The 26,696-nt window shown below is 70.1% G+C and carries 20 protein-coding genes; 15 read left to right on the top strand and 5 right to left on the bottom strand.

Translation table 11 applies throughout. From position 1 onward, the window contains the following. Positions 1-121: 121 nt before the first annotated feature. The 4 genes from Aph01nite_RS15305 to Aph01nite_RS15290 form a co-directional block, all read right to left on the bottom strand. Positions 122-1,288: a Gfo/Idh/MocA family protein gene (locus tag Aph01nite_RS15305; RefSeq protein ID WP_239161716.1), complete on the bottom strand. Its 1,167-nt coding sequence runs from the start codon at positions 1,286-1,288 to the stop codon at positions 122-124. Beyond that, positions 1,285-2,349 carry a substrate-binding domain-containing protein gene (locus tag Aph01nite_RS15300; RefSeq protein WP_204041538.1) on the bottom strand — a complete coding sequence of 355 codons (1,065 nt, stop codon included), beginning with the start codon at positions 2,347-2,349 and terminating at the stop codon, positions 1,285-1,287. The genes Aph01nite_RS15305 and Aph01nite_RS15300 overlap by 4 nt, the downstream gene beginning before the upstream one ends. A gap of 114 nt (positions 2,350-2,463) precedes the next feature. Beyond that, a complete protein-coding gene (locus Aph01nite_RS15295) occupies positions 2,464-3,516 on the bottom strand; it encodes an ABC transporter permease (protein WP_204041537.1) in 1,053 nt (350 codons plus the stop codon). Between the two features lie 33 nt (positions 3,517-3,549). Further along, complete coding sequence (locus tag Aph01nite_RS15290; protein WP_239161715.1) at positions 3,550-5,034, bottom strand: sugar ABC transporter ATP-binding protein; 1,485 nt, start codon at positions 5,032-5,034, stop codon at positions 3,550-3,552. 164 nt (positions 5,035-5,198) lie between these two features. On the opposite strand from Aph01nite_RS15290, the gene Aph01nite_RS15285 reads away from it, so the two are divergent. The 11 genes from Aph01nite_RS15285 to Aph01nite_RS15235 all read left to right on the top strand — a co-directional run bounded on the left by Aph01nite_RS15285 (position 5,199) and on the right by Aph01nite_RS15235 (position 20,889). Further along, positions 5,199-6,365 (top strand): ROK family protein, encoded by a 1,167-nt coding sequence (locus Aph01nite_RS15285; protein ID WP_204041603.1) that lies wholly within the window; start codon positions 5,199-5,201, stop codon positions 6,363-6,365. A gap of 170 nt (positions 6,366-6,535) precedes the next feature. Next, positions 6,536-10,480, top strand: a complete 3,945-nt coding sequence (locus Aph01nite_RS15280) for a ThuA domain-containing protein (protein ID WP_204041535.1) — start codon at positions 6,536-6,538, stop codon at positions 10,478-10,480. 194 nt (positions 10,481-10,674) lie between these two features. Further along, complete coding sequence (locus Aph01nite_RS15275; protein WP_204041534.1) at positions 10,675-12,858, top strand: McrB family protein; 2,184 nt, start codon at positions 10,675-10,677, stop codon at positions 12,856-12,858. After that, on the top strand, positions 12,855-14,042 hold the full coding sequence (locus Aph01nite_RS15270; RefSeq protein ID WP_204041533.1) for an McrC family protein: 1,188 nt from the start codon (positions 12,855-12,857) through the stop codon (positions 14,040-14,042). The genes Aph01nite_RS15275 and Aph01nite_RS15270 overlap by 4 nt, the downstream gene beginning before the upstream one ends. A gap of 114 nt (positions 14,043-14,156) precedes the next feature. After that, positions 14,157-15,404 carry a PP2C family protein-serine/threonine phosphatase gene (locus Aph01nite_RS15265; RefSeq protein WP_239161714.1) on the top strand — a complete coding sequence of 416 codons (1,248 nt, stop codon included), beginning with the start codon at positions 14,157-14,159 and terminating at the stop codon, positions 15,402-15,404. Between the two features lie 190 nt (positions 15,405-15,594). Then, positions 15,595-16,593 (top strand): ABC transporter substrate-binding protein, encoded by a 999-nt coding sequence (locus Aph01nite_RS15260; protein ID WP_204041532.1) that lies wholly within the window; start codon positions 15,595-15,597, stop codon positions 16,591-16,593. After that, positions 16,590-17,387 carry an ABC transporter ATP-binding protein gene (locus tag Aph01nite_RS15255; RefSeq protein ID WP_204041531.1) on the top strand — a complete coding sequence of 266 codons (798 nt, stop codon included), beginning with the start codon at positions 16,590-16,592 and terminating at the stop codon, positions 17,385-17,387. The genes Aph01nite_RS15260 and Aph01nite_RS15255 overlap by 4 nt, the downstream gene beginning before the upstream one ends. Further along, positions 17,380-18,495, top strand: coding sequence for an ABC transporter permease (locus Aph01nite_RS15250; RefSeq protein WP_239161713.1), 1,116 nt, complete (start codon positions 17,380-17,382; stop codon positions 18,493-18,495). The genes Aph01nite_RS15255 and Aph01nite_RS15250 overlap by 8 nt, the downstream gene beginning before the upstream one ends. Continuing rightward, a complete protein-coding gene (locus Aph01nite_RS15245) occupies positions 18,492-19,817 on the top strand; it encodes an LLM class flavin-dependent oxidoreductase (RefSeq protein WP_275419233.1) in 1,326 nt (441 codons plus the stop codon). Before Aph01nite_RS15250 ends, Aph01nite_RS15245 begins: the two co-directional genes overlap by 4 nt. Next, complete coding sequence (locus tag Aph01nite_RS15240) at positions 19,814-20,326, top strand: NADPH-dependent FMN reductase (RefSeq protein WP_204041530.1); 513 nt, start codon at positions 19,814-19,816, stop codon at positions 20,324-20,326. Before Aph01nite_RS15245 ends, Aph01nite_RS15240 begins: the two co-directional genes overlap by 4 nt. Further along, positions 20,323-20,889, top strand: a complete 567-nt coding sequence (locus Aph01nite_RS15235; protein WP_204041529.1) for a flavin reductase family protein — start codon at positions 20,323-20,325, stop codon at positions 20,887-20,889. Before Aph01nite_RS15240 ends, Aph01nite_RS15235 begins: the two co-directional genes overlap by 4 nt. On the opposite strand, the gene Aph01nite_RS15230 is transcribed toward Aph01nite_RS15235, so the two are convergent. Further along, positions 20,886-21,935, bottom strand: a complete 1,050-nt coding sequence (locus tag Aph01nite_RS15230) for an NAD(P)H-dependent amine dehydrogenase family protein (RefSeq protein ID WP_204041528.1) — start codon at positions 21,933-21,935, stop codon at positions 20,886-20,888. The genes Aph01nite_RS15235 and Aph01nite_RS15230 overlap by 4 nt on opposite strands. A 229-nt stretch (positions 21,936-22,164) precedes the next feature. Here Aph01nite_RS15230 and Aph01nite_RS15225 point away from each other — a divergent pair, with 229 nt between their 5' ends. The 4 genes from Aph01nite_RS15225 to Aph01nite_RS15210 form a co-directional block, all read left to right on the top strand. After that, positions 22,165-23,061 carry an SDR family oxidoreductase gene (locus tag Aph01nite_RS15225; RefSeq protein ID WP_204041527.1) on the top strand — a complete coding sequence of 299 codons (897 nt, stop codon included), beginning with the start codon at positions 22,165-22,167 and terminating at the stop codon, positions 23,059-23,061. Positions 23,062-23,222: 161 nt separating this feature from the next. After that, positions 23,223-24,473, top strand: a complete 1,251-nt coding sequence (locus tag Aph01nite_RS15220; protein ID WP_204041526.1) for a flavin-containing monooxygenase — start codon at positions 23,223-23,225, stop codon at positions 24,471-24,473. Further along, entirely contained in the window at positions 24,470-25,588 is a 1,119-nt protein-coding gene (locus tag Aph01nite_RS15215) for an FAD-dependent oxidoreductase (RefSeq protein WP_204041525.1), read from the top strand. Before Aph01nite_RS15220 ends, Aph01nite_RS15215 begins: the two co-directional genes overlap by 4 nt. A 67-nt stretch (positions 25,589-25,655) precedes the next feature. Continuing rightward, on the top strand, positions 25,656-26,696 hold a 1,041-nt coding region (locus Aph01nite_RS15210; protein WP_204041524.1), incomplete at its 3' end, for an AfsR/SARP family transcriptional regulator.

Below are 26,696 nucleotides of genomic sequence, written 5' to 3'. Positions count from 1 at the left end.
GTTGGGCCTGCCGCCCGGTCCGGTCGGGTGGCACCCGCCCGGTTCCGCGCTTCGGCGCAGCGTGGAACCGGGCGCCCTGACCAGGACGCGTTCCGGGCGGCAGGCGGGCGGGCCCCCGAGCTCATATGGCGGTCCATCTGCTTTCGTCCCCGGCGCTGCGCTCGACCGCCGCGAGCACGCGCTGCACCTGGAGGCCGTCCTCGAACGAAGGCGAGGGGTCGTAACCGCCCGCGATCGCCTCGAGGAAGTCCTTGATCTCGTTGGTGAAGGTGTTCTCGTAGCCGAGGCCGTGGCCGGGCGGCCAGTAGGCCCCCGCGTAAGGGTGCCCGCCCTCGGTCACCAGAATCCGGCGGAAGCCGCCCTCCTCCGGAACGAGCGTGTGGTCGTGGAACCACAGCTCGTTCATCTCCTCGAAGTCGAACGCGACGCTGCCGAGCGAGCCGTTGATCTCGATCCGCAGCGCGTTCTTGCGGCCCGTGGCGAACCGCGTGGCCTCGAACGAGGCCAGCGCCCCACCCGCGAACCTGCCGATGAACAGCGCGGCGTCGTCGACCGTGACCAGCCCGGTGGCGACCCCGCTGCCCGCGGCGGAGAGCCCGGCCGAGTCGTCGGCCAGCGGGCGCTCCTTGATGAACGTCTCCGTGATGGCCGAGACGCCGGTCAGCAGGTCGCCCAGGATGAACTGGGCGGTGTCCACGATGTGCGCGCCGATGTCACCGAGCGCGCCGGATCCGGCCTTGTCCTTCTGCAGACGCCAGACCAGCGGGAACTCCGGATCGATGATCCAGTCCTGCAGGTACTGGGCCCGGACGTGCCGGATCTGGCCGAGCCGGCCCTCGGCCACGAGCTGGCGGGCCAGCGCGACGGCCGGGACCCGGCGGTAGTTGAAGGCGACCATGCTGCGCACGCCCTGGGCCGCGGCGGCCCGGGCCGCGGCCGCCATGGCCTCGGCTTCCTCGACGGTGTTGGCGAGGGGTTTCTCGCAGATCACGTGCTTACCGGCCTGGAGCGCGGCGATGGCGATCTCGGCGTGCGAGTCGCCCGGCGTGCAGATGTCGACCAGCTGCACGTCGTCGCGCTTGACCAGCTCCTTCCAGTCCGTCTCAATGGCAGACCAGCCGAGTGACTCGGCAGCCTCGGCCGTCCGGCCGGCGGACCGGCCGGACAGCACCGCCATGGACGGCGTGAGGGGCAGGTCGAAGAAGGCTCCGACACTGCGCCAGGCCTGGGAGTGCACGCGTCCCATGAACGCGTACCCCACCATGCCGACCCCGATTGGCTGCTTCACGACTCGAAGCCCAACGGCAGGTACTCGGCGACGTTGTCCTTGGTGATGGTCTCGGAGGCCAGGGTGATCGACTGCGGAACCTGGTGCTCCAGCAGGTCGCTCATGCCCTTGCCCTGCGCGATCAGGCGAGCCAGCTTGATGGCCGAGGAGGCCATCGTCGGGCTGTAGGTGACCGTCGCCTCAAGGACGCTGGAGCCGGCCTGGATGTCCCGCATGGCGTTGGCCGAACCGGCGCCACCGACCATGAAGAACTCGTTCCGGTTGGCTTCCTTGATGGCGGCCAGGACGCCGATGCCCTGGTCGTCGTCGTGGTTCCAGATGGCGTCGATCTTGGAGTGCGCCTGGAGCAGGTTGCTGGCGACCTCGGTGCCGGACTCCACCGTGAACTGGGCGTCCTGCTTGGCGGTCACGCTGAAGCCGTAGTTCTTGAGCGCGTCCTCGAAGCCCTTGCTGCGGTCCTGGGTGAGGGGCAGCGTGGCGATGCCTTGAATCTCCAGGATGACCGGGTTGCTCACACCCTTGTCCTTGAGCTTCTTGCCGATGTAGTGGCCGGCCGCGACGCCCATGCCGTAGTTGTCGCCGCCGATCCAGGTCCGGTACGACAGCTTGTCCGGGAAGATGCGGTCCAGGTTGACGACCGGGATGCCGGCGTCGGTGGCCTGGCGGGCGACCTGGTTGAGCTGCTGGCCGTCGTTCGGCAGCATGACGATGACGTTGACCTTCTGCGCGATCAGCGACTCGACCGCGGAGATCTGCACGTTGATGTCGTTGGTCGGCTCGACCGGCTTGAACTCGACATCGCTGTACTGCTTGGCGGCGGCCTCGGCGTTCTTGGCGATGGCCGCGATCCAGCCGTGGTCGGCGGCGGGGGCCGAGAAGCCGATGACGACCTTGGTGCCGGGGGCGTCGTTGCCGCCGGTGGCGGCCGGGGCCGGCGCGGCGGGGGCCGCCGCGCTGGGGGCCGGGGCCGGCTCGTTGCTGGTGCACGCCGCCGCTAGGGCGCCGACTCCGAGGACCGCTCCGCCGACGAGGAAACCGCGGCGACCCGGGTTCTGGGCCATGGTGTTCTCCCTTTGTGATTTATCAGGCAGTAAGGAACCGGGGCCGCGGGGAGGGAATCCCGAGGCCCGTTGAAGGCGGGTGCTGTAGAGCGAGGTGAGGGCTGGGGGTGGAAGCTATGTGGCTGTTTGCAGGCTGCGTCGCTGCAGGAGCACGGCGACGACGATGATCAGGCCCTTGGCGATCAGCTGGTCGCTGGTGTTGAGCCCGTTCAGGATGAACAGGTTCGTGATCACGGTGAAGATGAGCAGGCCGAGGATGGAGCCGATGATCGTGCCCCGGCCGCCGGTGAGGAGGGTGCCGCCGATGATGACGGCGGCGATGGCGTCCAGCTCGTAGAGGTCGCCGTGGGTGGAGGAGCCGGTGGTGGTGCGGGCCATGATGATCACGGCCGCGATGCCGCAGCACAGGCCGGACAGGCCGTACAGGAGCATCGTGTGGCGGCGGACGTCGATGCCGGCCAGGCGGGCCGCCTCCGGGTTGCCGCCCACCGCGTACGTCCTGCGGCCGAAGGTGGTGCGGTTGAGGATGAGCCAGCCGACGGCGACGACCACGGCGAAGATGTAGACCAGCAGCGGCAGGCCGAGCACCCGGGTGGTGGACAGCTCGATCAGGGCGCCGTTGTCCTGGCTGACCAGCTGGGTCTTGCGCTCGGACATGCGCTGGGCCAGACCGCGGGCGGCCACCAGCATGGCCAGGGTGGCGATGAAGGGCACCATCCGGCCGTACGAGATGAGGAAGCCGTTCAGGAGGCCGGCTCCGGTGCCGACCAGGATGGCGCAGACGGCCATCACCACCGGCCCGTACGCCTGGGTGGCCAGCGTGGTCGCCCAGACCGAGGCCAGCGCCATGATCGCGCCCACCGACAGGTCGATGCCGCCGCCGATGATGACGAAGGTCATGCCGACGGTGATGACGCCGATGGTGGCGGCCAGGGCCAGCAGGCTGACCATGTTGGACGTGGTGGCGAAGGTGTCCGGGGTGGTGATCAGGCCGACGACGGCCAGCAGGGCGAGCGCGATCACCAGGCCCAGGTGGCGGGCCTCGCCCATCCGGCCCAGCCGCAGCCCTCCGCCCCCTGATCCTGAAGGCGCGACGGCGGCCGCCTCCACCCGCGCCTGTTCATCGGCCTCCGGCGCGGAGACTTTCTGCGGATTCACCTCGGTCATCAGACGAACTCCTGAGTTCGGGTCAACGCGATATCAGCCATGGGACGGGGTGGCGTCCATGACGAGGTCGAGCACGTGGTGCTCGTCGAGTTCGGTGGCGGGTGCCTCGTGCACCACCCGGCCGTCCCGGACGACCAGCACGCGGTCGGCCAGGCCGAGCACCTCGGGCACTTCGCTGGAGACGAGCAGGACCGCGACACCTTCGTCGGCCTGGCGTCTGACCAGCGCGTACAGCTCGGCGCGGGCGCCCACGTCGACGCCTCGGGTGGGCTCGTCCAGCAGCAGCAGCCTGCGGCCCTCGACCAGCCAGCGGCCGATCACCGCCTTCTGCTGGTTGCCGCCGGAGAGCGTCTTGATCGGGCGGGTGGGGTCGGGCGGCCGGATGTCCAGGGCCTTGACCAGGCGGTCGGCCTCGGCGCTCTCCTGCTTCCGGTTGAGCCAGCCGAACCGCGAGTAGCGGCCGAGGGTGGCCAGTGTGATGTTGCGCGCCACGCTCTGGTCCAGGAGCAGGCCCTGAGCTTTGCGCTCTTCGGGGGCCAGGCCCATGCCGATGCGGACCGAGTTGGCGGTGTTTCCCAGTTTGACCGGCTTCCCGTTGAGGGTCACCTTGCCGGAGGCCCGGCGGGCGCCGTACACGGCTTCCATGATCTCGGAGCGGCCGGAGCCGACCAGGCCGGCCAGGCCGACGATCTCCCCGGCCCGTACGGTGAACGAGACGCCGGACACCACGCCGGGCACGGTGAGGTTCTCGACCCGGAGCACCTCCTCGCCGAACTCGCCGGTGGGGCGGGGCGGGAAGACGTACTCCACGTTGCGGCCGGTCATCAGGGAGACCACGGTGGCGGTCGGCGTGGTACGGGCGGGCAGGCCGACCGCCACGGTCCTGCCGTCCTTGAGCACGGTGACCCGGTCGCCGATCTCCCGGATCTCCTCCAGCCGGTGCGAGATGTAGACCACCGCGACACCCTGGCTGGTCAGCTCCCGGATGATCCGGAACAGGTTGCTCACCTCGTCGTGGGCCAGCGCCGCCGACGGTTCGTCCATGACGATCAGGCGCGCCTCGTGGGAGAGGGCGCGCGCCATGCTGACGACCTGCTTGCCGGCGGGCGACAGGCGGCCCACCTCGGTCTGGGGACGGATCTCGCCGTGGCCGAGCCGGGCGAGCAGCTTACGGGTGGCGGCGAACATCTCGCCGCGCTTGGTGAAGCCCCACACCGCCTGTTCGTGGCCGAGGAAGATGTTCTCCGCGACGCTGAGGCCGTCGACCAGGTCGAGTTCCTGGTAGATGGTGGCGATGCCCTGCCGCATGGCGGCGGTGGGGTTGGCCAGGCGGACCGCTTCGCCGTTGAGGAGGACCTCACCGCTGTCCGGCTGGTGCGCGCCGGCCAGCACCTTGATGAGGGTCGACTTGCCCGCGCCGTTCTGGCCGAGCAGGCAGTGCACTTCGCCGGCCCGGACGTCGAGGTCGACGCCGTCCAGCGCGCGCACTCCGGGGAACTGCTTGACGATCCCTCGCATCTGTAGCAGCGAGGGGTTATCCGACTGTTCCCGGCTTATGTCTTCCATATTTCCGGATGCTAGAGACGACTTATGCTGACGGTCAAGCAAAAGTCGATGGCATGATGTCATAATGAGATCTGGAATCATCGACTAGGCGAAAGGAGGCGAGGTTGACACAGGGGATGCTGAGCGAGCCGACCGGTTCTGTCACCGGCGCGGGAGCACTGCTCTCGATCCTTCGGGACGGCCAGGCCCGGACCAGGGCCGAGCTCGTGCAGCTGACAGGACTGGCCCGGTCCACGGTCTCGCAGCGCCTCGACGCGCTGCTGACGCACCAGTGGATCGTGCCCGCGACGGACGCGATCTCCTCCGGGGGGCGTCCCGCGACCGCCTTCGCCTTCAACCAGGGGGCCCGGGTGGTGGCGGCGGCAGATCTGGGGGCCACCCACGCCCGCGTCGCGGTGACCGACCTCGCCTCGAACGTGCTCGTCGAGCGGACCGCCGACCTGCCGATAGACCGTGGCCCCGAGGTCACGCTCGGGTGGCTGGTGGACACGCTCAGGGACCTGCTGGCGGAGACCGGCGGGCTGCTGTGCGGGGTCGGCGTGGGCCTGCCGGGGCCGGTCGAGCACATCAGCGGCAGGCCGGTCAATCCACCGATAATGCCTGGCTGGGACGGGTTCCCCGTACCGGAGTGGCTGGGGTCGCGACTGGGCGCCCCGGTTCTGGTGGACAACGATGTCAACATCATGGCGCTCGGTGAGCACTGGGCCGCCAGGCCCGAGGTGGAGCACCTGGTCTTCGTCAAGATCGGCACCGGCATCGGCTGCGGGATCATCTCGGAGCGGCGGCTGCACCGGGGCGCCCAGGGCGCGGCGGGCGACATCGGCCACATCCGGGTGACCTCCGCCGACGTGATCTGCCGCTGCGGCAACATCGGCTGCCTGGAGGCCGTCGCGGGCGGGGCCTCGATCGCCTCGCAGCTGCGCAAGGCCGGGATCCAGGCCGAGAACAGCCGGGACGTGGTGGGCCTGGTGCGGGCCGGGAACACCCAGGCCGTGCAGTTCATCCGGCAGGCCGGCCGGGAGATCGGCGACGTGCTGGCCTCCATCGTGAACTTCTTCAACCCGTCGGTGATAGTGATCGGCGGCGACATCGCGGAGGCGGGCGAGCACGTGCTGGCCGGGGTCCGTGAGGTGATCTACAGCCGCTCGCTGCCGCTGGCCACCCAGCATCTGAGCATCCGGGCGACCGAGCTGGGCGACCGCGCGGGCGTGATCGGCGCGGCGGTCATGGTGATCGAGGCCGTGCTGGCGCCCGAGGCCGTGGATCTCACAGTCAGCAGCTGAGGCACTTTCTTTAGGTCTTGTCACAAGCTCTTGACTGATCCGCAACATCCTGGCAACAATGTGGGCGATCGCCTCACACTCGGCAGCCTGGCACGCGCGCCGAGGGAAAGAGAGCGCTCCCTCACCGGCCGCGTTCGGCGCACGCGACCTTCGTTCCGAAAGGATCGTTTGTGCGCCTGTTATCCCGATTACTCCTGTCGCTGCTGCTCGTGGTCACCGGCCTGACCGTGACCTCGGCACCCGCCTTCGCCGCCCCCGACTTCACCGTCCTGGTCTTCTCCAAGACCGCCGGCTTCCGGCACGGCTCCATCGGCCCCGGCATCACCGCCATCCAGCAGCTCGGCACCGCCAACAACTTCGCGGTCGAGACCACCGAGGACGCCGCCCAGTTCACCGACGCCAACCTGGCCAGGTTCAGGGCCGTCATCTGGCTCTCCACCACCGGTGACGTGCTCAACGCCACCCAGCAGGCCGCCTTCGAGCGCTACATCGAGGCCGGCGGCGGCTACGTGGGCGTGCACGCCGCCGCCGACACCGAGTACGACTGGCCCTGGTACGGCCAGCTCGTCGGCGCGTACTTCTCCGGCCACCCCGCCCCCCAGCAGGCCACGGTGAAGGTCGCGGACCGGGTCCACCCGTCCACCGCGCACCTGCCGCACCGGTGGAGCCGCTTCGACGAGTGGTACAACTACGCGGTCAACCCGCGCGGCAAGGTGCACGTGCTGGCCACCCTGGACGAGACCACCTACACCGGCGGCGGCAACGGCTTCGACCACCCCATCGCCTGGTGCCAGAACTACGACGGCGGGCGCTCCTGGTACACCGGCGGCGGCCACACCGACGAGTCCTTCGCCGAGGCCAACTTCCGCCAGCACCTGCTCGGCGGCATCCGTACCGCGGCCGGCTTCGTGCAGGGCGAGTGCGGCGGCACCGTCACCTCCAACTTCCAGCAGGTCGCGCTCGCGAAGGGCGTCGGCGAGGTCGGCGAGCCGATGAGCCTCACCGTGCTGCCCGACGGCGCGGTCTTCCACACCGCCCGCAACGGCACGATCCGCTACACCGACTTCGCCGGCAACACCAAGGTCGCCGGCAACCTCGCCGTCTACAGCGGCGACGAGGAGGGCCTGCAGGGCATCGCGGCCGACCCCGGCTACGCCACCAACCGGTGGATCTACCTGTTCTACGCGCCGCCCCTCAACACGCCGGGCGGAGGCGCTCCGGCCACCGGGACCGCGGCCGACTTCGCGCCGTGGAACGGGGTCAACCGCCTGTCCCGGTTCACCGTACGCGCCGACAACACCATCGACCCGGCCAGCGAGCGCACGGTCCTGGACGTGCCCACCAGCCGCGGCATGTGCTGCCACGTGGGCGGCGACATCGACTTCGACTCGGCGGGCAACCTCTACCTGTCCACCGGTGACGACACCAACCCGTTCGAGTCGGCCGGCTTCTCGCCGATCGACGAGCGGGCCAACCGCAACCCGGCCTTCGACGCGCAGCGCACCGCGGCCAACAGCAACGACCTGCGCGGCAAGGTGCTGCGCATCAAGCCGACCGCGTCCGGGACGCCCGCGTACACGATCCCGCCGGGCAACATGTTCGCGCCCGGGACCGCCAACACCCGTCCCGAGGTGTACGCGATGGGCTTCCGGAACCCGTTCCGGATGAGCGTGGACAAGGCCACCGGCATCGTCTACCTGGGCGACTACGGGCCCGACGCGGGCACCGCCGACCCGAACCGCGGCCCGGCCGGGCAGGTGGAGTTCGCGCGGATCACCCAGCCGGGGTTCTACGGCTGGCCGTACTGCTCCAGCTTCAACGACGCCTACAACGAGTACACGTTCCCGTCCGGCCCGTCCCTGCCGAAGTACAACTGCGCCGGCGGCCCGGTGAACAACTCGCCCAACAACACCGGAATCACCCAGCTGCCGCCGTCGCAGCGCGGCTGGATCCCCTACACCGGCTCCACCCCGCCGGAGTTCCCCGGTGGCGGCCTCTCCCCGATGGCCGGCCCCGTCTACCGGTTCGACCCCGCCTCCACCTCGGCGATCGCGTTCCCGCGCTACTACGACGGCACGTTCTTCGCCGGCGAGTTCGGCCGCCGCTGGATCAGGAACGTCGTGCAGGACAGCACCGGCGCGCCGCTCGCGATCAACCCGTTCCCGTGGACCGGCACGCAGATCATGGACATGGAGTTCGGCAAGAACGGCGCGCTCTACGTGCTCGACTACGGCACCGGCTGGTTCAACGGCGACGAGAACTCCGGCCTCTACCGCATCGAGTACGCCCGCAACGGCCACGCGCCCGCACCGGTCGTGTCGGCCAACCGCACCTCCGGCCTGGCGCCGCTCGCGGTGACGTTCTCCTCGGCCGGCACGATCGACCCCGACGGCGACCCGATCACGTACGCGTGGGACTTCGACGGCAACGGATCCACCGATTCGACGGCGGCCAATCCGTCCTTCACGTACAACACGAACGGCACCTACAGCGCGACCCTCACCGTACGCGACACGACCGGCAAGACCGGCACGGCCAGCGTGGTGATCACGGTCGGCAACACCGCGCCCACGGTGACCATCCAGGCGCCGCTGGACGGCCGCACGTTCTCCTTCGGTGACGCGATCCCGTTCCAGGTGACCGTGACCGACCCGCAGGACGGCACGATCAACTGCGCCCGGGTGAAGGTCAGCTACGTGCTCGGCCACGACTCGCACGGGCACCTGCTGACCAGCGCCAACGGCTGCACCGGCACCCTGCAGACCACGGTCGACGGCGAGCACGACTCGGCGGCCAACATCTTCGGGGTGATCGACGCCGAGTACACCGACAACGGCGGCGGCGGCCAGGGCGCGCTCACCACGCACGCCCAGGTCATCCTGCAGCCGAGAGTCCGCCAGGCGGAGCACTTCGGCAACAGCAGCGGCATCCAGATCGTCTCGCCGGGCAGCGCGAACGGCGGCCGGGCGATCGGGTTCATCGACAACAACGACTGGATCTCGTTCAAGCCGTACAACCTGACCGGGGTGACCTCGTTCACCGCGCGGGTCGGCGCGGTGGCGGGCGGCAACACGCTGGAGTTCCGCGTCGGCTCGCCGACCGGCCAGCTGGTCGGCTCGGCGACGGTCCCGGCGACCGGCGGGTACGCGACCTTCGCCAACGTCACCGGGGCGATCACACCACCGGCGGGCACCCAGGAGCTGTTCCTGGTCTTCAAGGGCACCGGCGCGCTCTACGACATCGACGAGTTCACCTTCAACGGCGGCCCCGTCGTGTCCCCCTCACCGTCGCCCTCGCCCAGCCCGTCGCCGTCCCCGTCTCCCCCGACGGGCACCAACCTGGCGCTGAACAAGACAGTCACGGTCACCAGCGTCGAAGGCGCGTACACGGGCGCGGGCGCCGTGGACGGCTCGACCACCACCCGCTGGTCGAGCGCGTTCTCCGACCCCCAGTCGATCACCGTGGATCTGGGGCAGTCGTACTCGATCAACCGCGTGCGCCTGAACTGGGAGGCCGCCTACGGCTCGGCCTACCAGATCCAGACCTCCGCCAACGGCACCGACTTCACCACCATCAAGACGGTGACCGGCGAGAACGGCGGCATCGACGACCACACCGGCCTGACCGGAACGGCGCGCTACGTCCGCATCCTCGGCACCGCCCGCGGCACCGCCTGGGGCTACTCCCTCTGGGAGTTCGAGGTGTACGGCTCCGGCGGCCCGCCCGCCGCGACCAACGTGGCCCTCAACAAACCCGCCGTGGCCTCCAGCATGGAAGCCGCCTACACGGCCGCCAACGCGGTCGACGGCTCCGCCACCACCCGCTGGGGCAGCGCCTTCGCCGACCCCCAGTGGATCCAGGTGGACCTGGGCCAGACCTACACCATCAGCAGGGTCAGGCTGAGCTGGGAGGCCGCGTACGGGTCGGCGTACCAGATCCAGACCTCACCCAACGGAACCACCTGGACCACCATCAAGTCGGTGACCGGCGAGAACGGCGGCGTCGACGACCATACCGGCCTTAACAATTCGACCAGATACGTCCGAATCAACGGCACCACCCGCGGCACCGCCTGGGGCTACTCCCTCTGGGAATTCGAGGTGTACGGCAGCTAGACACCCCTAGGCACCCCTAAGCACCACCGAGAAGTCGGCCCCATGACCTCCCCCCGGGTCATGGGGCCGACGCGCCTCCCGCGACTATCCGGCGGCGAGCACCGGTTGACAGGGCAAAGCTCGCGACCACATACAGTAATAGTTTCCATACTCTTGGAGATGAATGGGGGTGGGGCATACGGAAGGGATGCTTGATGGATTGGGAGCAGGGTGTCGTGGTGTGCCGCGCGGCGCGCCAGATGGTGGATCGGGGCGTTCTGACCGGGGAGTCGTCGTTCGTCCCGGGGTTGCGCACGTGGACGCCAGAAGCCGCGGATGAGCTGTTCCAACGGTTCGTGGAGAACTTCGACGGGTCTTCCGACGAGTTCCTGGTCAAGCTCAAGCGACAGATCGCCGAGGGCGAGGATCAGACGATCGTGCTCGCGGCTGAACTGCTCTACCTGAACGTGATGCCGCTCAGCCCCGCGACCATCGGCGCCGACCGTAAGTTCGAGATCCTCAGCAGTGTCCTGTCGTGGGCTTCCGTCGAAGCCAAGGTGCCCGACGACCTGGCTGCGGCAGCTTCGCCCGGGTACATGAAAGGTGGCCAAGCGTTCCTGAACTACCGCTGGGCCCAGTTCGCCTTCCTTATCCGCCTTGCCCGACTGCTGGTGAAGCTGTCCCTCAACGAGCGCGAAGCAGCCTTGCGGGACCCGTGGCGCTTCCGTGAGCTGGCCGAATCGGTGCTCGCCGATCATGATGGCAAGGCGCGGGGTCGCGCCCAATACCACGTGCTGCTGTTCTTGCTGTTCCCCGATGTTTTCGCACCGGTCTCCGTCGAGCGCAACAAGCAGCTCATCCGGGACGCCTTCGCCGACCGGCTTGCCGAGCCGACCGGGGATCTCGACCGCGATATCTACGCCATCCGTCTGCAGATCGAAGCGGAGCACGGCGGCCAGTTCAGCTTCTATGACGAGCCCTGGCGCTCCCGCTGGGAGCCGCCACCGGCACCACGGTCGCAGAAGGGCTGGCTGGTGCGCGGGGCCAACGTCGACGGGTTCAATGCGATCCCCCGGTGGCTGGCTGACGGCTTCTGCTCAGTCTCCTTCTCGGATGTCGAGGAACTACCAGCCGGTGTCTCCCGTCAGCAGGTCAAAGACGCCGTCTCCAGCGCCTTCCCGGACGCCAGACAAGGCAAGAGAGACGTCGCGGCAGGGCAGCTGTGGCGCTTCCTCAGCGGCTTCCAGCCCGGTGATCTCATCGCCACGGTGGACGGCGACTCCGTCTATGTCGGCACCATCACCAGCGACGCCTTCTATGACGACTCCGCCGGACTTGGTCTAGCTCGCCGTCGCTCGGTCGAGTGGCATCCAGATTCGCTCAACCGCAAAGCTCTCCCGGAAGAAGCCAAGGCCAAGCTCAAGACCACAATGACCATCGGCGAGCTGACCAGCGTGATAGCGGCGCTGGCCACCGATGCCGGCCTGGGCGAACAGGTAACCGACGAAGTCCTGGCTCAAGACGAAACCCGCAGCCTGATCGTCCCGACGCTCACGCAGACGTTCGCCGACGAACTGCTCATGCCACTCGACTGGCTACAAGAGACCGCGGACCTGCTCACCGCCAAACGACAGATGATCCTTTACGGCCCGCCCGGGACAGGCAAGACCTACCTGGCCACAAAACTCGGCGAGGCGCTGGCCGGTCTCGATCGCACCAGCCTGGTCCAGTTTCACCCCTCCTACGGCTACGAAGACTTCGTCGAAGGCTTCCGCCCGCGCATGGGCGAGGGTGGCACGATCGGCTTCGACCTGGTGCCCGGCCCGTTCAAGAACGCCGTCGAGGCCGCCGAGAAGGAACCTGACCGGCCGTACGTCCTGGTCATCGATGAGATCAACCGCGCCAACCTGGCCAAGGTGTTCGGCGAACTGTACTTCCTGTTGGAGTACCGCAACCATGAGATCACCCTGCAGTACTCGCCGGAAGAGCCGTTCAAGATGCCCAAGAACGTGTTCGTCATCGGCACGATGAACACCGTCGACCGCTCGGTGGCACTCGTCGACGCGGCGATGCGCCGCCGGTTCGTCTTCCGCGCCCTGGCACCGGACCGAGCTCCGGTCGACGGGCTCCTGCGCCGCTGGCTGACCCGCGAACGACTCCACGCCGTGCCCGCGCTGCTGCTGGAGGAAGTCAACCGCCGGCTGAACGACCCCGACCGTGCCGTCGGCCCCTCTTATCTGATGACGTCCCGCGTCGCCACCCAGCACGGTCTGGAGCTCATCTGGGCAGCCGAGATCCTGCCGCTGCTGGAAGATCAGCTTTATGGCAAGGTCGACGACATCGAAGCTGAGTACGGCCTGCCCGTCCTGCTCACCGCACTCGGCCTAACCCCGTCGTGACGCTCCGCCTCACTCTTGCCGAGGCAAGCGCGAGCCAGCCATGCACGCTGGCGTTGACGCCCGCGCAGATCGCCACGCTGGCCACCGTTCCCGACCTGATCGCCATCACCCCGGTCGGAGGTGGGCGATGGCGATTGTCCGGGCGGCAACGGGTCGGAACTGTACGGCTGGGCCACGGTGACGGCGCCGTCGAACTCCGCGTGCGACCGAAGCTACCCGTCCGCCGTCTGCTCGGTCTGCTCGACTCCGGCGACAGCGTCTGGCGGCACCGAGAAATCTCCGCCGCGGCCGACGACCTGCTCGTCCCCGCTCTGGCCACTGTCTTCGCCAGAGCCGCCGAGAGGGTGCACCGCGGCGGGATCCTGCACGGTTTCGTTCACCGCGAGGACGCGCTCACCGTCATGCGCGGCCGGATCCGCACCAGCGCCCAACTGAGCCGCCGGATGGGGTTGCCCACGGCGATCGAGGTCGCTTATGACGACTACCTGGCCGACATCCCCGAAAACCAGATCCTGCTCGGTGCCATCGATGTCGCAGCCACCCTGCCGGATGTCGCGACCACCACGATCGCGCTGTTGCGCCATTTGAGCGCGCGCCTGGTTGGCGTGGTCCCCGTCCGTCCGGGCGCGCCGCTCCCGCCGTGGCGGCTCACCCGGCTCAACGAGCGCTATCTTCCCGCGCTCCGGCTGGCTGAGCTGCTGCTGTCCGGATCATCCCTTCAGCAGGAGGGTCCGCGGGCCGTACAGATCGATGGGTTCATCCTCAACATGGCCCAGATCTTCGAACGTTTCCTCACCAGGCAGCTGACCACGGCGCTTCTACCGTACGGCTTGCGATGCACCGCGCAGCAGGAATACCAGCTCGACAGCCGAGGACTGGTGCGCTTCAAGCCCGACATCCTCGTTCACCACGGCGGGCGCCCATGCGTGGTCATCGATGCGAAGTACCGCACTCTGGACGGTCCTCCTCCCACGAATCACCTGTTCCAACTGATTTCTTACTGCACCGCGCTCGGCATCACCCATGGTCACCTCATGTATGCCTCTGGAAGGCCGCGAGCGCAGCCGTACCAGATCAACCACTCGGAGGTCACCTTGTATGCGCACGTTCTGGACCTCAACCAAGACCCCGGCGAACTTGCGAGCGTTGTTGCCGCGTTGGCTGAGCGGCTCGCCTTGTTCTGATTCGCCCGCAACCCGAGTCACTGTGACCCGAGAACCATGATCGCCATGATCGCCAACCCAGCGGGTGTGGCACCGCATGCCTGACCGAACGTCCTCCGACTGGGAAGGATGAAGATGACGGACGTGTGGCGGGGGGTGGGGACGATAGCTGGGCTGAGTGGGCTGGAACGCATGCTGACGGGCTTGCTGGACGCCAGCCACCTGCTCACGCTGGAGCGCCTGCCCGAGCGGGTGGCCGCGTTCGGCGCGGAGGCGGGCCTCGGCGACGTGCTGGTCTATCTGGCTGACCTGCAGCAGACGGTCCTGCGGGCGCTGCCGCCCGGCTGGGCCGCCGGGGAGGAGGGGGAGATCGCCGAGCTGAGGATCGACACCACGTTGGCGGGGCGCGCCTTCCAGGAGGTCAGGGCCCTGTCGCAGAACGGCGGCGACGGGGAGCACCTCTGGTGGGTGCCGTTGCTGGACGGCACGGAGCGGCTGGGCGTGCTGCGGGTGGCCGCCGAGGGTCCCGACCTGCCGGAGGCGGCCGGGCATCTGGCCGCGCTGGTGGCGTTGATGCTGGTCAGCCAGCGTACGCACAGCGACGCCTACTCCCAGGTGGTGCGCACCCGGCCGATGAACGTGGCCGCCGAGATGCAGTGGCGGCTGATCCCGCCGCTCACGTACGCCACGCCGGAGATGACGGTCGGCGGGATGATCGAGCCCGCGTACGAGGTGGGCGGGGACGTCTTCGACTACGCCCTGGCCGGGGACACGCTGCATCTGGCGCTGTTCGACGCGATGGGCCACGACGCCTCGGCCGGGCTGACCGCGAACCTGGCCATGGCGGCCTGCCGCAACCACCGCCACCAGGGCATGGATCTGATCGTCAACAGTCAGGCCATCGAACGTACCCTGATCGGCGAGTTCGGCCCTGCCACCCGTTTCGTCACCGCCGTCATGGCTGAGCTGAACGTGCGCACCGGACAGCTGACCTGGATCAACCGCGGTCATCCGCCGCCCGTGCTGATCCGCAGCGGGCGGTGGAGCACCACGCTGGAGTGCCCGCCGGCGCATCCGCTGGGCCTTGATCTGGGCCTGCCGGTCACGGTCTGCCAGGAGCAGCTGGAACCGGGCGACCGGCTGCTCTTCTACACCGACGGCATCGTCGAGGCGGGCGCCGCGCAGGGCCGGGAGTTCGGGCTGACCCGTTTCGTGGACTTCATCATCAAGCACACCAGCGCCGCCCTGCCGGTGCCGGAGACCCTGCGCCGCCTGATCCGGAGCATTCTCGACTACCACGACGGCCATCTGGGCGATGACGCCACGGTGCTGCTCGCGGAGTGGCACGGACCCGGGGCCGGACCGCTCGTCTCGCCCGAATGAATGGATTTCCTGTATATCAGGTAGGAAATATTGACTTATGACCGGCTCGTGATTAGCGTTCCTGGCATGAGCAAGGACCTGAACCTGACCCGGCGCGCACACGTGGATCATGGCCACGTGTCCAGCGCGCAGTGTCGCCGCCGCGATTGAGCCGAGTCCCCCCTTTCTCTTTCGCGCGTACAGGAACGCCATGAACATCTTCAGGAACGTGCTGGTCGCCGGAGTGCTCTTAGGTCTCGCGGGATGCGGGGCCGAATCCGGCGGAGAGGTCACCGAGCTGCGCTACCAGGGCAACGCCGGGGCCGTGACCCTGCCCGAGCTGGCCGAGGAGCTCGGCTATCTCGCGCCCGTCAGACTCAAGTGGATCGGGAACACCATCAGCGGGCCGCAGGACATCCAGTCCGCGGCGACAGGACAGACGGATTTCGGCGGCGCGTTCAACGGGGCCGTCGTCAAGCTCCGGGCCAGCGGCGCGCCGATCAAGGCGGTCGTCAGTTACTACGGCAGCGATCAGGACACCTTCAGCGGGTTCTGGGTGACCGAGGAGAGCCCGATCAAGGGCCCCCGGGACCTGATCGGGAAGAAGATCGGCGTCAACACGCTGGGCGCGCACGCCGAAGCGGTGATCAAGGAGTACCTGAAGCGCGGCGGGCTCACGCCGGAGGAGGTCAGGCAGGTCGAGCTGGTGGTGGTGCCGCCGGTCAACACCGAACAGGGACTGCGCGGCGGGCAGATCGACGTCGGCGCGCTCACCGGGGTGCTGCGGGACAAGGCGCTGGAGCGGGGCGGCATCCGGCTGCTGTTCAGCGACACCGAACTGCTGGGGCCCTTCAACGCGGGCACGTACGTGCTGCGCGAGGACTTCATCGCGCGGAACCCGGCCGCCGCCAAGAAGTTCGGCGAGGGCGTGGCGAAGGCGATCGAGTGGACCCGCGCGCACAGCCGCGACGAAGTGATCGCGAAATTTCAGGAAATCGTGGCTAAGCGGGGGCGGAACGAGGACGCCTCGGCCATCCAGTACTGGAAGAGCTTCGGGGTCTCCTCCAAGGGCGGCCTGATCGCGGACCGGGAGTTCCAGACCTGGATCGACTGGCTGGAACGGGAAGGCGAACTCCAGCCCGGTCAGGTCAAGGTCGGCGACGTGTACACCAACCAGTTCAATCCGTACGCGACCGGGAGCGTCAAGTGAACAAGATCACGATCCGGGGGGTCGGGAAGACCTTCCAGGTGCGCGGCGGGGGCGAGCCGTTCACCGCGCTCGCCGGGATCGACCTGGACGTCCGGGCCGGGGAGTTCCTGACCCTGGTCGGGCCGAGCGGCTGCGGCAAGTCCACCCTGCTGGACCTGATCGCCGGCCTGACCACGCCGACCACCGGCACGCTGCGCCTGGACGGCCGCCCGATCGACGGTCCCGGCCTCGACCGCGGCGTGGTCTTCCAGCAGTACGCGCTGTTCCCGTGGCGTACCGCGCTGGCCAACATCGAGTTCGGGCTGGAGGCGAAAGCCGTACCGGCGAGGGAGCGGGCGGAGCGGGCGCGGGAGTTCCTGGAGCTGGTCGGGCTGAGCGGGTTCGCGGACCGGTATCCGCACGAGCTGTCCGGCGGCATGCGGCAGCGGGTGGCGATCGCGCGCAGCCTGGCCTTCGATCCGGAGGTGCTGCTGATGGACGAGCCGTTCGCGGCGCTCGACGCGCAGACGCGGGAGTCGCTCCAGGAAGAACTGCTGAGCATCTGGGAGAAGACGGGCAAGACCGTCGTCTTCATCACGCACGGCATCGACGAGGCCGTCTACCTGGGACAGCGGGTGGCGATCATGACGTCGCGGCCCGGCCGGATCAAACAGATCATCGACGTGGCGTTCGACTCCCGGGCGGGGGATCTGCGCGCCGATCCACGTTTCGGCGAATACCGCCACCACATCTGGACCCTGCTGCGCGACGAGGTCGCCGCGGCCCGCCGGGACGAGGTGCTCTCCGTTGGCTGACACTCCGGGCAGCGCCCTCGAAACACCTACGAGTCACGAAAAATCCGAGCAATTCCCCGGGGATGTGTACTGGTATGACCTTCCCGACGACGACGCCGATCCAGCGGAGGCGGAGCCGCAGGATCAGCCGGGCTTCGTCGGGAGCAGCACGACCCCCGGTTCCCCGCCCGACCGTGACACCGGCCACGCCGAGGACGGCCCGGTCGCCCGCGACATCGACCATGCCACCAACCCCACCGCGGACGGACCGGCCGCCCGCGACATCGACAATGCCGCCGACCACTCCGCCAACCATGCCGGCGGTCGCGCCAAAGGCAGGCCGGTCGCCCGCGACACCCGTCTCCGGCGACTCACCAGGAAGGCCGGATCGCTGTTCGGGCGGTCCGCCGCGGTCGCGCTGCTGCTGGCCGCCTGGGAGGCCCTGCCCCGGCTGGGCGTCGTCGACCGGGTGTTCCTGCCGCCGCTCTCCGAGGTCGTCGGCGCCTGGTCCGGCCTCGCCCTGCGCGGCGAACTCGGCGAGCACGTCGGCGCCTCGCTGGGCCGCTCACTGGCCGGATTCCTGCTGGCCATCGTCATGGTGATCCCGCTCGGCCTGCTGATCGGCTGGTACCGGCCGCTGGCCGGCTTCCTCACCCCGCTGCTCGAACTCTTCCGCAACACCAGCGCCGTCGCGCTGCTGCCGGTGTTCACCCTGATCCTCGGCCTCGGCGAGACCGCGAAGATCACATTCGTCCTGTACGCCTGCGCCTGGCCGATCCTGCTCAACACCATCAGCGGCGTGAAGACCGTGGACCCGCTGCTGATCAAGTCGGCCCGCTCGATGGGCCTGGGGCCGGTACGGCTGTTCCAGAAGGTCATCCTGCCCGCGGCCGTACCGACGATCTTCACGGGGGTCCGGCTGGCAGGGGCGTACTCGATTCTGGTGCTGCTCTTCGCCGAGATGGTCGGCGCGAAGGCGGGCCTCGGCTACCTGATCAACGCTGCCCAGTTCAACTTCCGCATCCCCGACATGTACGCCGGAATCATCACCATCTCCCTACTCGGACTGCTGTTCAACCAGCTGCTCGTCACGTTGGAGCGGCGCTTCTCGACCTGGAGGACCACGTGAGCCCCCGCCGACTTCATCTCAACGCGTTCCTGATGGGGGTGGGTCACCACGAGGCGGCCTGGCGGCACCCCCGCACCGAACCCGCCCTGGTCACCGACGCCAAGCACTTCCAGAACCTGGCCCGGATCGCCGAACGCGGCAAGCTCGACTCGGTCTTCCTGGCCGACGGCGTCGCCCTGTGGGGGAATGTCCGGCACAACGCGCTCGGCGGTCTCGAGCCGCTGACGCTGCTGTCGGCCATCGCGGCCGTCACCGAGCACATCGGGCTGATCGCGACCGCCTCCACCACCTACAACGAGCCCTTCCACCTGGCCCGCAAGTTCGCCTCGCTGGACCACATCAGCGGCGGCCGGGCCGGCTGGAACATCGTCACCTCCGCCAGCGAGGCCGAAGCCCACAACTTCGGCGTCGAACGCCCCGCCCACCGCGACCGGTACGCCCGCGCCGACGAGTTCCTCGACGTGGTCACCAAACTCTGGGACAGCTGGGAGGACGACGCCGTCCTCGGCGACCGGGAGGCCGGCGTCTACGCCGACACCGACAAGATCCACGCGGTCGAGCACTCCGGTCCGCACTTCGCCGTCAAGGGTCCCCTCAACACCCAGCGCCCGCCGCAGGGCCATCCGCTCCTCGTCCAGGCGGGCTCCTCGCCCGACGGCCGGGACTTCGCCGCCCGCCACGCCGAGGCCGTCTTCACCGCCCAGCAGACCCTGGCGGAGGGCCAGGAGTTCTACGCCGACATCAAACGCCGCGCGGCCGCCGCCGGACGCGACCCCGCCGACGTGGTGATCCTCCCCGGCATCTCCCCCATCATCGGCAGCACCGAACGGGAGGCGCTCCGCCTGGAACGCGAACTCGAAGACCTCATCATCCCCGCGTACGGCGTCGCGCAACTGTCCACCATCCTCGGGGTCGACCTCTCCGGCCACCCTCTCGACGAGACTCTGCCCGACATTTCACCCGAGACCGAGGGCCAGCAGAGCCGCGTCAAGCTCGTGCTCGACCTGGCCACGCGGGAGCACCTCACCCTGCGGCAGCTGATCGCCCGGCTGGCGGGCGGGCGGGGCCACCGCGTGCTGGCCGGCACCCCCGAGGTGATCGCCGACCACCTCCAGGAGTGGTTCGAGCAGGGCGCCGCCGACGGGTTCAACATCATGCCGCCGGTGCTGCCCAGCGGCCTGAGCGACTTCGTGGACCACGTGGTCCCCGTGCTCCAGGAGCGCGGGCTGTTCCGGCTGGAGTACGAGGGCCGGACCTTGCGGGAGAACTACGGGCTGGCCCGGCCGGGCAGCCGTTACGCGGAACTGGCGGTCGTCCGATGAGCATCGTGACCGTGGTGGGCAATCCGCGCAGCGGGTCCCGTACGCTCACCGTCGCCACCCGGGCGGCCGAGGCCGTCGCGGACCGGCTCGGGGTCGAGGCCGGGGATGTGGTGGATCTGTCCGGGCTGGCGCCGGCGCTGTTCTCGCCGGAGCCGTCGCCGGGCGTCGAGGTCGCCCTGGAGTTGCTGCTGGACGCGTCGATCCTGGTGGTGGCGAGTCCCACGTACAAGGGGACCTATACCGGGCTGCTCAAGGCGTTCCTCGACAAGCTTCCCAACCAGGCGCTCGCCGGGAAGGCCGCGCTGCCGCTGCTGGTGCTGGGCGATCCCAAGCACACACTCGCGGTCGAGGTCCACCTGCGGCCCCTGCTGGTGGAGCTGGGAGCGAACGTCCCCACCCCCGGGCTGGCGGTTCTGGAGTCGCGCATCCCCGAGCTGGACGAGCTTCTCGCCGGCTGGGCCGATCGGGTGGTCCCGCAACTCCCCGGACGTACGCGAGTGTCCGCATGACCGCCACCGCCGACGAACAGCCGCCGCCCGTGCCGCCCCGGCTCCGGCTGGTGCCGCCCCGAGACGACCGCGAACCGGTCGGGGCGGTCGGGGCGGTGGAGTTCCGGCGGGCTCTCGGCGCGCACGCGGCCGGGGTCGTGGTGGTCACCGCGCTGCCGGACGGCGAGCCCGTCGGGCTGACCGCGACCTCCTTCACCTCGGTCAGCCTGGAACCCCCGCTGGTCTCCTTCTACGTGGACCAGTCCTCGACCACCTGGCCCGCCCTCAGCCGCGCCGACCACTTCGCGGTCAACGTGCTCGCCGGCGACCAGCACGAGGTGGCCTCCCGCTTCGCCCGCAAGGGCGTGGACCGCTTCGCCGCGCCCACCCGGTGGACCCACGGCCCCGCCGACGTCCCCCTGCTGGCCGACGTCTCCGGCCACCTCATCTGCCGAGCCCACAAAACCGCAGAAATCGGCGACCACATCCTCGTCGTCGGCCTGGTCATCGCCACCACCGCCAGACCCGACACCCACCCCCTCCTCTATCACCAGGGCAAATTCGGCAACTTCCACCCGCGCTAGCGGAGGCGGGCTGTGCCGCGGCCGATGGCGAGGGGGAGGTCGAGCATGGTGCGGATGCCGGGGGCGGCGTCGCAGACGGACGCGATCGAGTTGACCGCGTGGGCTGCGGCGCCGGCCAGGCCGTGGCTGACCTCGTCGATGGTGAGGGCGATGGTGGGGCGGCCCTCGATGTGGATGGCGAAGCCGGGGTCGGCCCAGCGGCGGACCCTGCCGGCGTCGGCCTTGTAGACGCACTCCACGGTCATGAAGGGACGGCCGCGGATCAGGCCGCTGAAGGTCCAGCGGGAGGCGCAGACGGTGTCGGGCAGCACGGTCCCGGCGGCGATCTGGAACTCCTCGGTGGCCAGTTCGAACTCGTCGCTCTCCTCGATCTCGTCCAGCCGCACGTCCAGGGCGGTGGTCACGAGCTGCACACTCTCCGCGAACAGGGCGCGCTGGAAGGCCCGGAACGGGCGCACCGCGGCGGCGTAGTCCTTGGCGGACCGGGTGAACCCGATCAGGTCGGTGACGATCTGGCGGGACGGATGCCCCCGGTAGTCGGAGGACTCGCGCACGTAGATGTGGTCCAGCCGGGAGGAGAGCCCGGTGAGGGCGAGCGGCAGCAGGTCGCTGACGAAGCCGGGGTTGATGCCCGTGCCGTGCAGGGTGGTGCCGCCCTCCGCGCAGGCGGCGGTGAGGCGTTCGACCACGCCCGGCCCGTACGCCGCCGGGTAAACGAAGCCGGTGGTGGTGATGACGTTCTTGCCGGAGGAGAGCAGGGCGCAGATGGTCTCGACGTCGGTGGCGTGGTCGCCGCCGAAGTAGGAGGCCGGCAGCGGCATGTGCAGGACGCAGTCGGCGTCCAGCGAGAGGATGTAGTCGACGTCGTCGGTGCAGACGACTCCTGTCGGGTCCAGGCCGACCAGCGCGCCGGCGTCGAGGCCGACCTTGTCCGGGTCGTACACCAGCACGCCCGCGAGCTCGAACTCGGGGCGGGTGATGACGCTGCGCAGGGCATAGCCGCCCACTGCTCCGGTGGCCCATTGGACCACGCGCAGACGGGGCATGCGGACCCTCCAACTGGTTCATGGCCGCGCCGCCGGCGCGACGCGGCGTGGCCGCGGCCATGATGCTAGGGAGGGGTGTCGCCGGTGACCCCACGCCCGGGCGAAGCCGAAACTATAGCAGGAATTTACTCGTCCGATCACTATCCGCAACGACCCATTTGTGGGTCCCATCCCGCTTGATAGGGTGCGTCCTGACTAGAATGTTGTTCTCTTCAGGGAGGCAGGGCGCATGTCCGATCTCAGGTTCGACGGGAAAGTCGCGGTCGTCACCGGTTCCGGGCACGGGCTCGGGCGGGCGCACGCGCTGCTGCTGGCCGAGCGCGGCGCCTCGGTGGTCGTCAACGACCTGGGCGGCGCGCTGGACGGCTCCGGCGCGTCGGCGGGCCCCGCGGCCGAGGTCGTCGAGTTGATCACCAAGAACGGCGGCTCCGCCGTCGCCAACGCCGACAACGTGGCCACCCCCGAGGGCGCGGAGGCGATCATCAGGACCGCGCTCGACGCGTTCGGGCGGGTGGACGTGGTGATCAACAACGCGGGCATCCTGCGCGACAAGTCGTTCGGCAAGATGTCGGTGGAGGAGTTCGACAACGTGCTCGCCGTCCACGTGCGGGGGTCGTTCCTGGTGAGCCGGGCCGCGTTCCCGCACATGAAGGAGCAGGCGTACGGCCGGATCGTCAACACCTCCTCCCCCGCCGGGCTGTTCGGCAACTTCGGCCAGGCCAACTACTCGACGGCCAAGATGGGCCTGGTCGGCCTGACCAAGACCCTCGGCATCGAGGGCGCCCGCGCCAACATCAGGGCCAACGCCATCGCCCCCATCGCCTGGACCCGGATGACCGAGGCGCTGCTGCCCGCCGAGTTCGAGGCCAAGTTCACCGTCGAGTCCATCAGCCCGCTCGTGGCGTTCCTCGCCCACGAGTCCTGCGAGGCCTCCGGTGAGGTCTTCACCGTCGGCGGCGGCCGCGTCGCCCGCGTCTTCGTCGCCGAGGGGCCCGGCTGGCGTACCGACGACCTCACGATGGAGTCCATCCGCGACAACTGGGACGCCATCATGACCGAGCAGCCGTACCTGCAGCCGACGACGCTCGGCAAGCAGGCCACCGCCTCGATGACGGCGATGCTCTGACCTCCGGGTCTCCCGGGGAAGGACGGGGGGCCGCCGGCGGGAAGGTTCGGGGAAGGGCGGCTTCCTAACGTGTGGGCACCGCCGACGGAGATCCGGCCGGCGGTCCCCCCACCCTCCTGAGGAGACGCCGTCATGAGCCCCGCCACCACCCCCGCACCCCGATGAGATGGACCGACACCGTGGTGGTCGGCGCGGGGCACGCGGGTCTCGCCGTCAGCGCGCTGCTGACCGAGGCCGGGCGTGACCACGTCGTCATCGAGCGGGGCAGAGTCGCGCAGTCGTGGCGTACGCAGCGGTGGGATTCGCTGCGGCTGCTCACGCCCGCCTGGTTGAGCCGCCTTCCCGGCTACTCGTACGACGGGGCCGACCAGGACACCTTCCTCCCGGCCGGCGAGGTCGCGGCCTATCTGACCAGGTACGCCGCCTGGACCGCCGCCCCCGTGGCGGAGAACCTGACCGTGCTGTCGGTACGCCGCCACGGGGACGGCTGGCTGGTCGGCTGCGACGGCGGCGCCTGGTACGCCCGGCATGTCGTGATCGCCAGCGGCCACGCCACCCGCCCCGCGTTGCCGGCCTTCGCCTGGAGACTGCCCCGCCGGGTCCAGGCGTTGAGCCCGCTGGGGTACCGACGGCCCGAGGATGTCGCGCCGGGCCGCGTGCTGGTGGTCGGCGCCTCCGCGTCGGGCGTGCAGATCGCCGACGAACTGGCCGCCGCCGGGCGTGAGGTCACCCTCGCGGCCGGGCGGCACACCCGGCTGCCGCGCCACTACCGGGGCCAGGACATCACGTGGTGGCTGGACCGGGCCGGGCAGTTCGATCGCAGGATCGACCAGGTGCGGGACCGGGACGCGTACCGGCGGGAGCCCTCCGTGCAGCTGAGCGGCCATGGGCGCTCCGTCGATCTGGCCGCGCTGGCCGCCCGGGGGGTCCGGCTGACCGGCCGGGTCCTGGACATCGACGGCGACGGCGTGCGGCTGGCCGACGACCTGCCGGGAACCGTCGCCGACGCGGACCGCCGCATGCACCAGCTGCTTGATCGTCTCGACTCCCGCCTGTGGCCCCCGGAGCCGGGGCCTCGGCCCGAACCTGTGCCGGTGCCCGCCGTACGGCCCGACCGGCTGGATCTGCGCGGGGAACGGTACGGCGCGGTCATCTGGGCGACCGGGTTCCGTGGCGACTACTCGTACTTGCACGTGCCCGGGGTGGAGCAGCACGGGTGGCTGCCGCAGTACCGGGGGGCCACCGCCGTGCCGGGGCTCTACGTCATCGGGCAGCCCTTCGGGAATCGGCGGCGGTCGGGGTTGATCGACGGGGCGCGCCTGGACGCCGCCGACATCGTGGACGCGATCACCGCCAGGTCGCCCTCGCCTGCCCCCGGCGTACGGACCGGCCGGTACGCCACCGTGCCATGACCAGGTACGACGTCATCGTCGTCGGCGCGCGGTGCGCCGGGGCGGCCACGGCGACGCTGCTCGCCCGCGCGGGCCTGCGCGTCCTGCTGGCCGACCGCGCGAAGCCGGGGGGCGACACGCTGTCCACCCACGCGCTGCTGCGTGGCGGCGTGCTCCAGCTGACCAAGTGGGGGTTGCTCGACGCCGTCGTGGCCGCCGGGACGCCTGCCGTCACGACGACGAGTTTCGACTACGGCTGCCAGTCCACGACCGTGACGATCAGGCCCGCCGCCGGCGTGTCCGCCCTGTACGCGCCGCGGCGTACCGTGCTGGACGCCCTGCTGGTGGACGCCGCCGTGGCGGCCGGGGCCGAGGTCGCCTTCGGCGTCACCGTCACCGGGGTGCTCCGGGACGGCCACGGCCGGGTGAACGGCGTGGCCGTCGTGGACGGGCGGCGGGTCCGGCAGGCGTACGCGCCGCTGGTCGTCGGCGCGGACGGCGTCCGCTCGACCGTGGCCGACGCCGTGGGGGCGCCCGTGCGGGAGGAGGGCGAGCACGCGGGCGCGTTGTGGATGACCTACGTGACCGGCCTGGCGAACCAGGGCTACCGCTGGTTCTACCGGCCCGGAGCGGCGTTCGGTCTCGTCCCGACCAACGACGGCGCCACGTGCGTCTTCGGCGGCATGGCCAGGGACAGGTTCACCGTGCCCGCGCGGCGCGACCGCTGGGAGTCGCTGCTCGGCCGGTTCGACCGGGCCGGCCTGGCCTGCGTCGCCGGGGAACTGCGCTCGGCCACCCGGGTCGGCCCGGTGCGCGGCTGGCCGGGCGTGCCGGGCCGGCGCAGAGCCGCGTACGGTCCGGGCTGGGCGCTCGTCGGCGACGCCGGCTACTACAAGGACCCGATCGGCGTCCACGGGATCACCCAGGCCCTGCGGGACGCGCAGCTCCTCGCCGACGCGGTGGTGGACGGCGCGCTGCCGCGCTACGAACGGCTCAGGGACGAGCTCTCGGCCGGGCTCTTCTCCGCCACCGACGCCATCGCGGCCTACGACTGGGACCCGGACAGGGTCCAGGGTCTGGTCCGGCGGCTGATCTCCGCGATGAGCCGCGAGCTGGAGTTCCTCGCCTCCGAGTAACGCGCGGCCGGGGAGAACGAATACCTTTCGCAGGGCGTACCCGGCCCGGCGATCGGGAGGTCGGCGCGTGACGGTCGAGATCCGGATGCTGGGACGCTTCGAGGTGCTGGTGGACGGCACGCCGGGCCCGCGCGAGCCGTGGCGTCGCAGGCACGCCGCCGCCCTGGTCAAGGTGCTGGCCCTGACCCACCGCCGGACGATGCACCGCGAGCGGCTGATGGACCTGCTCTGGCCGGACCTCAGCCTGGAGGAGGCCGCGCCCCGGCTGCACAAGGCGGCCCACTACGCCCGCCACGGCCTGCCCGGCACGGAGGCCGCGGTCGTGCTGCGCGGCGACACCGTCGCGTTGCTGCCCGGCGTGCCGGTGACCGTGGACGTCGAGGAGTTCGAGACCGCCGCCCTCGCGGCCCTCGGTCCCGCCGCCGACGGGACCGCCGCGACCGCCCTGGCCCGGTACGGCGGCACCCTGCTGCCCGAGGACCTGTACGAGCCCTGGGCGGCGACCGCCCGCGACCGGATCACCGGCCTGCACCAGCAGCTGCTCCGCCTGGACGGCCGGTGGGAGCAGCTGCTGGAGGCCGACCCGGCCGACGAGGAGGCCCACCTGGCGCTGATGCGCGGCTACCTGCGCGCCGGGGACCGGACCTCGGTGCTGCGCCAGTTCGAGCGCATGGACCGCGCCCTCCGCGGCGAGCTGGGCATCGGCCCGGGGCCCGAGGCGGTGACGCTGCGGGATCAGGCGCTGGCCGAACTGCCTGCGGTGGTCCGGCCGCGCCGCCCCGCTTTGGTCGGCCGGGAGGACGTGCAGCGGGCTGTCCTGCTGGCGCTGGACGACGTCGCGGCGGGCTCGGGGCGTACGGTGCTGCTGTCCGGGCCGCCCGGGGTGGGCAAGACGGCGCTGATCGGCTGGGCGCGGGGCGAGGTTTCGGGACGCGGATGGCGTACGGGGGCGGGGACGGCCGCCACGATCGAGGGGGCCTGGCCGTACGCGCCGGTGCTGGAGGCGCTGGCCGATCTGTGCCGGGCCCATCCGGCTCTGCTGGACGGCTTGGACGACCGGTACTCGCAGGAGCTGGACCGGGCGCTGTCGTTGCGTGGGGCCGTCGAC

This window comes from Acrocarpospora phusangensis, from assembly GCF_016862995.1.
Lineage (GTDB): Bacteria > Actinomycetota > Actinomycetes > Streptosporangiales > Streptosporangiaceae > Acrocarpospora > Acrocarpospora phusangensis.
The sequence above is the reverse complement of the archived record's forward strand: the minus strand, read 5'-3'. Positions and strand labels throughout refer to the sequence as shown.